Origin of the sequence: Malikia granosa (assembly GCF_002980595.1) — a bacterium.
GTDB classification, from domain to species: Bacteria; Pseudomonadota; Gammaproteobacteria; order Burkholderiales; family Burkholderiaceae_C; genus Malikia; species Malikia granosa.
On record NZ_PVLQ01000031.1, the window covers coordinates 97,051 to 104,756 of the forward strand.

The following is a 7,706-nucleotide window of genomic DNA, read 5'->3' on the forward strand; positions in this document are numbered from 1 at the left end:
GGGCCCGCCGTCGCCGGCGGGCCGGGCGCTCAGCGCGCCGCGCTCGGGAAGAACAGCTGCTCGCCGTTGATCTTGTAGCTCGCGATTGCCGCCTGGCCGGCCGGCGAGATCACCCAGTCGACGAACTGCTGTGCCTCGGCGCTCTTGACATGCGGGTGCTTGGCCGCGCTGACCCGCATCACGCCATAGGGATTGAACAGGCGCGGATCGCCCTCGACCAGCACCGCCAGGTCGGCCTTGTTCTTGAAGCTGAGCCAGGTGCCGCGGTCGGCCAGCAGATAGCTGCCGGTGGCCGCCGCCATGTTGAGCGCCGGGCCCATGCCGCAGCCGCATTCCTTGTAGCCCGCGCCCTTGTCGGCCCCGGCCTGCTGCCAGAAGCGCAGCTCGGCCGCATGGGTGCCGCTCTTGTCGCCGCGCGAGACGAAGGGCGCCTGGGTCGCCGCCACCTTCTGCAGCGCCGCCACGATGTCCTTGCCGCGCAAGCGGGCCGGATCGGCCTTCGGGCCGACCAGCACGAAATCGTTGTACATCACGTCGAAGCGGCGCGGCGCGAAGCCGTCGGCGACGAACTTCTCCTCGGCCGCCTTGTCGTGCACGAACAGCACATCGGCATCGCCGCGGCGCGCCATGTCGATCGCCTGGCCGGTACCCAGCGCCACCACCTTGACCGCGATGCCGCTGGCCTTGCTGAACTCGGGCAGGATATGGCCGAACAGGCCCGACTGCTCGGTCGAGGTGGTCGATGCCACGACGATGGACGGCGACTGCGCGGCCGCAGGCGCCACCCAGGACAGCGCGCCCAGCAAGAGCGCGGCGACGCCGACACCCCAGCCGCGACGGGTGGAAGACAGGACGGTTCCGGACCACTTCATGCCACTTCTCCTCGGACAAAAGCCTGCGCCTCGGGGTAATTGCCCGCCAGCAGCGCATCGTTGAAAAAATCGTTGACGGGCAGGTCGGCCAGAATGCGACCGCCCTCCAGGTAGACCACCCGGCTGGCCAGGCGCTTGACCTGGCCCAGGTTGTGGCTGGCGAACACCAGGGTCATGGGCTCCGGGCCAGGGTCGTGGCTGATGCGACCCAGCAGCGTCTCGACCTCGCGCTTGGCATGCGGGTCCAGGCTGGCGGTGGGCTCGTCGAGCAGCAGCAGCTGCGGCTCCAGCGCCCAGGCCCGCGCCAGCGCGACGCGCTGCTGCTGGCCGCCCGACAGCGCGGAGGCGCGCCGGTCGGCCAGTTCGGCCAGGCCGACCCGCTCCAGCGCCAGCAGCGCGCGCGCGCGCGCCTGGCGCCAGGGCTGGCCGGCCAGCCACAGGCCCAGCGCGACGTTGTGCCGGACCGAGCAGCGCAGCAGATGCGGGCGCTGGAACAGCATGGCCTGGCGCAGCGGCTGGCGCCAGCTCAGGCCGCCTTCGGTCGGCGGGCGCAAGCCGTGCAGCACGCGCAGCAAGCTGGTCTTGCCGCTGCCGTTGGCGCCGACCAGGGCCAGGCGATCGCCCGCCTCCAGCCGCAGGTCGAGGTCGCGCAGCGCCCAAACCGGCCCCAGGCGCAGCGACAGACCGCGCAGCTGCAGCAGCGGGGCATGGCTCACGAGGCCTCCTGCAGCCAGGTGGCCGGCAGCGCAGCCGGCGCCAGGCCAGAGCGGTCGCGCCAGCGCCGCAGCAAGGCGATGCCGGCATTGAGCAGCAGCACCACGGCCAGCAGCACCCAGCCCAGGGCCAGGGCCAGCGGCAGGTCGCCCTTGCTGGTCTCGAGCGCGATCGCGGTGGTCATGACGCGGGTGAAGCCCTCGATATTGCCGCCGACCACCATCACCGCGCCCACCTCGGAGATCGCGCGCGAAAACGCCGCGATCAGCACCGTCAGCAAGGCATAGCGCTCGTCCCAGGCCAGCAGCACACCGCGCAGGCCGGGCCGGGCACCGAGCGAAGCCAGTTGCTCGCCATGGCGCCGCTCGGCATCATCGACCAGCTGGCGCGTCAGGGCCATGACCACCGGCAGCACCAGCAGGGCCTGGGCCAGCACCATGGCCTGGAAGCTGAACAGCCAGCCCAGGAAGCCGAGCGGACCGGAGCGCGACAGCAGCAGATAGACCAGCAACCCGACCACCACCGAAGGCACGGCGAGCCAGGTGTTGAGCAGGGCCAGCAGCGCCTCGCGGCCGCGAAAGCGCGCCACCCCGAGCCAGGCGCCCAGCACCAGCCCGAGCGCGCAAGCCAGGGCACAGGCGGTCGCGCTGACCGCCAGCGAACGGCCGACAATGGCCCACAGCGCCGGATCGCGCTCGGCGAGCAGCTGCAAGGCGGCGAGCGCGGCATCGGTGAAATCGGCCATGGGTCTCCTGTTCTGCGAACTTGCGGGTCATCCTAGCCTGGCCGCTACCCGGATCACGCGAGACAGCACAAGTTATGCACTGCCCTGCATAGGAAGGCGGGCCTGGCGCGGCGGATCGGGCACACTGTCGCGACATGCGCAAGATAGAACTCAGCTACCGGCTCTGCAGCGAGCGCGAGCCCGCCGCCCTGATCCGCAACCCGCTGTTCGAGCTACTGCTGGCCGTGCGCGCCAGCGGCTCGATCTCGGGCGCGGCGCGCCAGCTCGGCCTGTCCTACCGCCATGTCTGGGGCCAGCTCAAGGACTGGGAGCAGACCCTGGGCCAGGCCCTGATCTTCTGGGAGCGCGGCCAGGCGGCGCGGCTGACCCCGTTTGCCGATCGGCTGCTCTGGAGCGAGCGGCTGGCCCAGGCCCGGCTCGGGCCGCAGATCGAAGCGCTGCGCGCCGAACTCGAGCGCACGCTGGCGCTGGCCTTCGATCCGCAGGCGCTGGTGCTCGGCCTGCATGCCAGCCACGACGATGCGTTGCCGCTGCTGCAGGAGCATGCGGCCAGCCAGGCCGCGCTGCACCTGGACATCCGCTTCTGCGGCAGCGTCGAGGCGATCCGGGCCCTGAACGCGGGCGACTGCGTGCTGGCCGGCTTTCATGTACGCGAGGGCGCGGACAGCGCCAGCGTGACGGCCCGGACCTACCAGCCGCTGCTGCAGCCGGGGCTGCACAAGCTGATCGGCTTTGCCCGCCGCCAGCAGGGCCTGATGGTCGCCCGCGGCAATCCGCTGCGGCTCGACAGCCTGGCGCGGGTCGCGCGCTGGAAGGCGCGCTTCGTCAACCGGACACCGGGATCGGGCACCCGGGTCCTGCTCGACGAGCTGCTGCAGGAGGCCGGACTCGAGCCCGGCCAGATCCAGGGCTACCAGCGTGGCGAGCCCTCGCATGCGGCGGTGGCGCAGGCCGTGGCCTCGGGCAGCGCCGACTGCGGCCTGGGCACCGAGGCGGCAGCCAGGGCGCAGGGGCTGGACTTCGTGCCGCTGGCGAGCGAGCGCTACTACCTGGCCTGTCTGAAAAGCGCGCTTGAGCAGCCCGAGCTGCAGCGGCTGCGCGAGCTGCTGGCACAAGCCGCCTGGCAGGGCCGGATCGCACAGCTGCCGGGCTATGCGCCGCAAGCCAGCGGCCAGGTGCTGTCGCTGCGGCGCGAACTGCCCTGGTGGCAGCTGGCGCCGCGCGCACCGGCGGGCAAGGCAGCCAGCAAGAATCCATGAACACCCGCCCAGCCGCCTGGCGGGCTTGGCGGGCTTGGCGGGCTTGGCGGGCTTGGCGGGCTTGGCGGCTTCAGCCTGCCACGGGCAGGCGGCGCGCGATCTCGGCCACCAGCTGGCGCGCCAGCTCGGTCTTGCTGGCGTGCGGCAGCTCCTGCGCGCCCTGCGCGTCGACCAGCAGCAGCGCGTTGTCGTCCTTGCCAAAAGTGGCCGGGCCGATGTTGCCGACCAGCAGCGGCACGCCCTTGCGCGCGCGCTTGGCCTGGGCATTGGCCAGCAGGTCCTGGCTCTCGGCGGCGAAGCCGACGCAGTAGAGCTCGCCCTGCTTGGCTCGTTCGCTCGCCGCGACGCCGGCCAGGATGTCGGGGTTCTCGACGAAATGCAGCGCCGGCGGCAGGCCCGAGCCGTCCTTCTTGATCTTGTGCTCGGCGGCCGAGGCCGGACGCCAGTCGGCCACCGCGGCGGCAGCGATGAAGAGGCTGGCCTGATCGATCTCGGCCTGCACCGCGGCCTGCATCTGCAGCGCCGACTGCACGTCGATGCGGCGCACGCCCAGCGGCGTCGGCAGATGCACCGGACCGGCCACCAGCGTGACCTCGGCGCCGGCCTCGCGCGCGGCGCGCGCGATCGCGAAACCCATCTTGCCCGAGCTGTGGTTGGTGATGCCGCGCACCGGGTCGATCGCCTCGAAGGTCGGGCCGGCTGTCACCAGCACCTGCTGGCCGGCCAGCCGCTTGGGCTGGAAGTTGTCGACCAGCCACTCGAGCAGCTGCTCGGGTTCGAGCATGCGGCCGTCGCCGGTCTCGCCGCAAGCCTGCTCGCCCTGCCCGACCGGCAGCACGGTCGCGCCGTCGGCCCGGCATTGCGCGACATTGCGCTGCGTCGCCGGATGGGCCCACATCTCGCGGTTCATCGCCGGCGCCAGCAGCAGCGGCACGCGCTCGAGCGGGCGCGCCAGGCAGGTCAGCGTCAGCAGGTCGGCCGCGCGGCCCTGCGCGAGCTGGGCCATCAGGTCGGCGCTGGCCGGCGCGACCAGGATCGCGTCGGCTTCTCGGCCCAGATTGATGTGCGGCATGTTGTTGGGCTCGCGCGCGTCCCACTGGCTGATCACGACCGGGCGGTTGCTCAGCGCCTGCATCGTGACCGGGGTGATGAACTGCGTGGCGGCCTCGGTCATCAGCACCTGCACGCTCGCGCCGGCCTTGACCAGCAGCCGGCACAGCTCGGCCGACTTGTAGCACGCGATGCCTCCCGAGAGGCCCAGAACGATGTGTTTTCCTGCCAGATCCGTCATGGCGAGCAATGTACACCAGGCGCTGCATCGCCGCGGCCGGACCCAAACCGGGCAGCGGCTTTTATAATCCCCATTTCACACTCCTGCGAGCCGTACAGGCTCGTCTGCGACATGACCAAATTTGTGTTCGTTACCGGCGGCGTGGTGTCCTCTCTGGGCAAGGGCATCGCCGCCGCTTCTCTGGCTGCGCTGCTCGAATCGCGCGGCCTCAAAGTCACCCTGATCAAGCTCGACCCCTACCTCAACGTGGACCCGGGCACCATGAGCCCGATGCAGCACGGCGAGGTCTTCGTGACCGACGACGGCGCCGAGACCGACCTCGACCTGGGCCACTACGAGCGCTTCATCAACACCCGGATGAAGAAGAGCAACAACTTCACGACCGGACAGATCTACAAGTCGGTGCTCGAGAAGGAACGCCGCGGCGACTACCTCGGCAAGACGGTGCAGGTGATCCCGCATGTCACCAACGAAATCCAGGACTTCGTCAAGCGCGGCGCCGGCTACAACACGCCCGAGGCCGTGGACGTGGCCATCGTCGAGATCGGCGGCACGGTGGGCGACATCGAGTCGCTGCCCTTCCTGGAAGCCGTGCGCCAGCTGAGCCTGCGCCTGGGGCCCAACAACGCGGCCTTCGTCCACCTGACCTATGTGCCGTGGATTGCCGCCGCTGGCGAGCTCAAGACCAAGCCAACCCAGCACACGGTGCAGAAGATGCGCGAGATCGGCATCCAGCCCGACGCGCTGCTGTGCCGCGCCGACCGCCCGATCCCGGACGACGAGCGCGAGAAGATCAGCCTGTTCACCAACGTGGCGCAATGGGGCGTGATCTCGATGCCCGACGTCGACACCATCTACAAGGTGCCGCGCGTGCTGCACGAGCAGGGCCTCGACGGGCTGATCTGCGACAAGCTGCGCCTGAACACCCCGCCGGCCAACCTCAAGCGCTGGGACGACCTGGTCTACGAGACCCAGCATCCTCAGGGCGTGGTCAGGATCGCGATGGTCGGCAAGTATGTCGAGCTGTCGGACAGCTACAAGTCGGTCAACGAGGCGCTGCGCCACGCCGGCATGAAGAACCATGTCAAGTCCGAGATCACCTACGTCGACTCCGAGACGCTCGAATCGGGCGACGTGGCGGCCCAGCTCGGCGGCTTCGACGCCATCCTGGTGCCGGGCGGCTTCGGCAAGCGCGGCGTCGAGGGCAAGATCGCCGCGGCGCGCTTTGCCCGCGAGCATGGCGTGCCCTACCTGGGCATCTGCCTCGGCATGCAGGTCGCGACCATCGAGTTCGCGCGCCATGTCGCCGGCCTCGAGGGCGCCAACTCGACCGAGTTCGAGCCGCAGACCCCGCATCCGGTGATCGCGCTGATCGACGAATGGCAGGACGCCGACGGCAGCATCCAAAAGCGCGACGCCAGCTCCGACCTCGGCGGCACCATGCGCCTGGGCGCGCAGAGTTCCGACGTCGCACCGGGCACGCTGGCGCACCAGATCTACGGCGACGTCGTGACCGAGCGCCACCGCCACCGCTACGAGGCCAACACCCAGTACCTGGACCGGCTGCGCGCAGCCGGCCTGGTGATCTCGGCGCTGACCCAGCGCGAACACCTGACCGAGATGGTCGAGTTGCCGCAGGACCAGCACCCCTGGTATGTCGGCGTGCAGTTCCACCCCGAGTTCAAGTCCACGCCCTGGGACGGCCACCCGCTGTTCAACGCCTTCGTCAAGGCCGGCCTGACCCAGCACCAGTCCAAGAAAGGCTGAGCATGAAACTCTGCGGCTTCGATGTCGGGCTCGATCAGCCCTTCTTCCTGATCGCGGGCCCCTGCGTGATCGAGTCCGAGCAGCTCCAGATGGACGTGGCCGGCGAGCTCAAGGCAATCACCTCCGAGCTCGGCATCCCCTTCATCTTCAAGAGCAGCTACGACAAGGCCAACCGCTCGAGCGGCAGCACCTTCCGTGGCCCCGGCATGGACAAGGGCCTGGAGATCCTGGCCAAGGTCAGGCGCGAGCTTGGCGTGCCGGTGCTGACCGACGTGCACACCGAGGCCGAGATCCCGGCAGTAGCCAGCGTGGTCGACGTGCTGCAAACGCCCGCCTTCCTGTGCCGCCAGACCGACTTCATCCGCGCCGTGGCGCAGTCGGGCAAGCCGGTCAACATCAAGAAGGGCCAGTTCCTCGCGCCGCACGACATGAAGAACGTGATCGACAAGGCGCGTGCCGCCGCGCGCGAGGCGGGCCTGCCGGAAGACAACTTCCTGGCCTGCGAGCGCGGCGCGAGCTTCGGCTACAACAACCTGGTGTCCGACATGCGCAGCCTGGCCATCATGCGCGAGACCGACGCGCCGGTCGTGTTCGACGCCACCCACAGCGTGCAGCTGCCGGGCGGCCAGGGAACCAGCAGCGGCGGCATGCGCGAGATGGTGCCGGTGCTCTCGCGCGCGGCGGTCGCCGTCGGTGTCGCTGGCCTGTTCATGGAAACCCATCCGGATCCGCGCCAGGCCATGAGCGACGGCCCGAACGCGGTGCCGCTCAAGCACATGCGCGCGCTGCTGGAAACCCTGGTCGAGCTCGACCGCGTGACCAAGCGCCACGGATTCCTGGAAAATCGCTTCGGCGAGTTCTGAACCCCATGTTCCGGCCCGGTCGCCTGCGGCGTCCGGGCCTCGCAGTATCTTCAGTATCTTTATTAGCTCCAAAGGGAAAACATGAGTGCAATCGTTGATATCGTCGGCCGTGAAGTGCTCGACAGCCGCGGCAACCCCACCGTCGAATGCGACGTGCTGCTGGAGAGCGGCGTCATGGGCCGCGCGGCCGTGCCG

The 7,706-nt window shown here is 69.8% G+C and carries 8 protein-coding genes; 4 read left to right on the forward strand and 4 right to left on the reverse strand.

Annotated features, from left to right (window positions below):
• Positions 1–29: 29 nt before the first annotated feature.
• The 3 genes from C6P64_RS10170 to C6P64_RS10180 are packed head-to-tail and all read right to left on the reverse strand — an operon-like array spanning position 30 to position 2,331.
• Positions 30–872: an ABC transporter substrate-binding protein gene (locus tag C6P64_RS10170; RefSeq protein ID WP_105748447.1), complete on the reverse strand. Its 843-nt coding sequence runs from the start codon at positions 870–872 to the stop codon at positions 30–32.
• Positions 869–1,588 carry an ATP-binding cassette domain-containing protein gene (locus tag C6P64_RS10175; protein ID WP_105748448.1) on the reverse strand — a complete coding sequence of 240 codons (720 nt, stop codon included), beginning with the start codon at positions 1,586–1,588 and terminating at the stop codon, positions 869–871. Before C6P64_RS10175 ends, C6P64_RS10170 begins: the two co-directional genes overlap by 4 nt.
• Entirely contained in the window at positions 1,585–2,331 is a 747-nt protein-coding gene (locus C6P64_RS10180; protein WP_105748449.1) for an ABC transporter permease, read from the reverse strand. Before C6P64_RS10180 ends, C6P64_RS10175 begins: the two co-directional genes overlap by 4 nt.
• Before the next feature lie 134 nt (positions 2,332–2,465).
• On the opposite strand from C6P64_RS10180, the gene C6P64_RS10185 reads away from it, so the two are divergent.
• Positions 2,466–3,590, forward strand: coding sequence for a substrate-binding domain-containing protein (locus C6P64_RS10185; RefSeq protein WP_105748450.1), 1,125 nt, complete (start codon positions 2,466–2,468; stop codon positions 3,588–3,590).
• 70 nt (positions 3,591–3,660) lie between these two features.
• On the opposite strand, the gene coaBC is transcribed toward C6P64_RS10185, so the two are convergent.
• Entirely contained in the window at positions 3,661–4,881 is a 1,221-nt protein-coding gene (coaBC, locus tag C6P64_RS10190; protein WP_105748451.1) for a bifunctional phosphopantothenoylcysteine decarboxylase/phosphopantothenate--cysteine ligase CoaBC, read from the reverse strand.
• Positions 4,882–4,992: 111 nt separating this feature from the next.
• On the opposite strand from coaBC, the gene C6P64_RS10195 reads away from it, so the two are divergent.
• The 3 genes from C6P64_RS10195 to C6P64_RS10205 form a co-directional block, all read left to right on the forward strand.
• Positions 4,993–6,648, forward strand: a complete 1,656-nt coding sequence (locus C6P64_RS10195) for a CTP synthase (protein ID WP_105748452.1) — start codon at positions 4,993–4,995, stop codon at positions 6,646–6,648.
• A 2-nt stretch (positions 6,649–6,650) separates the two neighbouring features.
• Positions 6,651–7,511 carry a 3-deoxy-8-phosphooctulonate synthase gene (gene kdsA, locus C6P64_RS10200; protein WP_105748453.1) on the forward strand — a complete coding sequence of 287 codons (861 nt, stop codon included), beginning with the start codon at positions 6,651–6,653 and terminating at the stop codon, positions 7,509–7,511.
• An 81-nt stretch (positions 7,512–7,592) separates the two neighbouring features.
• A partial coding sequence (locus tag C6P64_RS10205) for a hypothetical protein (RefSeq protein WP_146115897.1) occupies positions 7,593–7,706 on the forward strand: 114 nt, incomplete at its 3' end.

What these genes read in the sequence shown, in the direction of transcription:
- kdsA (WP_105748453.1), top strand. Translation starts at nt 6,651, where the DNA reads ATGAAACTCTGCGGCTTCGATGTCGGGCTCGATCAGCCCTTCTTCCTG.
- C6P64_RS10180 (WP_105748449.1), bottom strand. Translation starts at nt 2,331, where the DNA reads ATGGCCGATTTCACCGATGCCGCGCTCGCCGCCTTGCAGCTGCTCGCC.
- C6P64_RS10195 (WP_105748452.1), top strand. Translation starts at nt 4,993, where the DNA reads ATGACCAAATTTGTGTTCGTTACCGGCGGCGTGGTGTCCTCTCTGGGC.
- C6P64_RS10170 (WP_105748447.1), bottom strand. Translation starts at nt 872, where the DNA reads ATGAAGTGGTCCGGAACCGTCCTGTCTTCCACCCGTCGCGGCTGGGGT.
- C6P64_RS10185 (WP_105748450.1), top strand. Translation starts at nt 2,466, where the DNA reads ATGCGCAAGATAGAACTCAGCTACCGGCTCTGCAGCGAGCGCGAGCCC.
- coaBC (WP_105748451.1), bottom strand. Translation starts at nt 4,881, where the DNA reads ATGACGGATCTGGCAGGAAAACACATCGTTCTGGGCCTCTCGGGAGGC.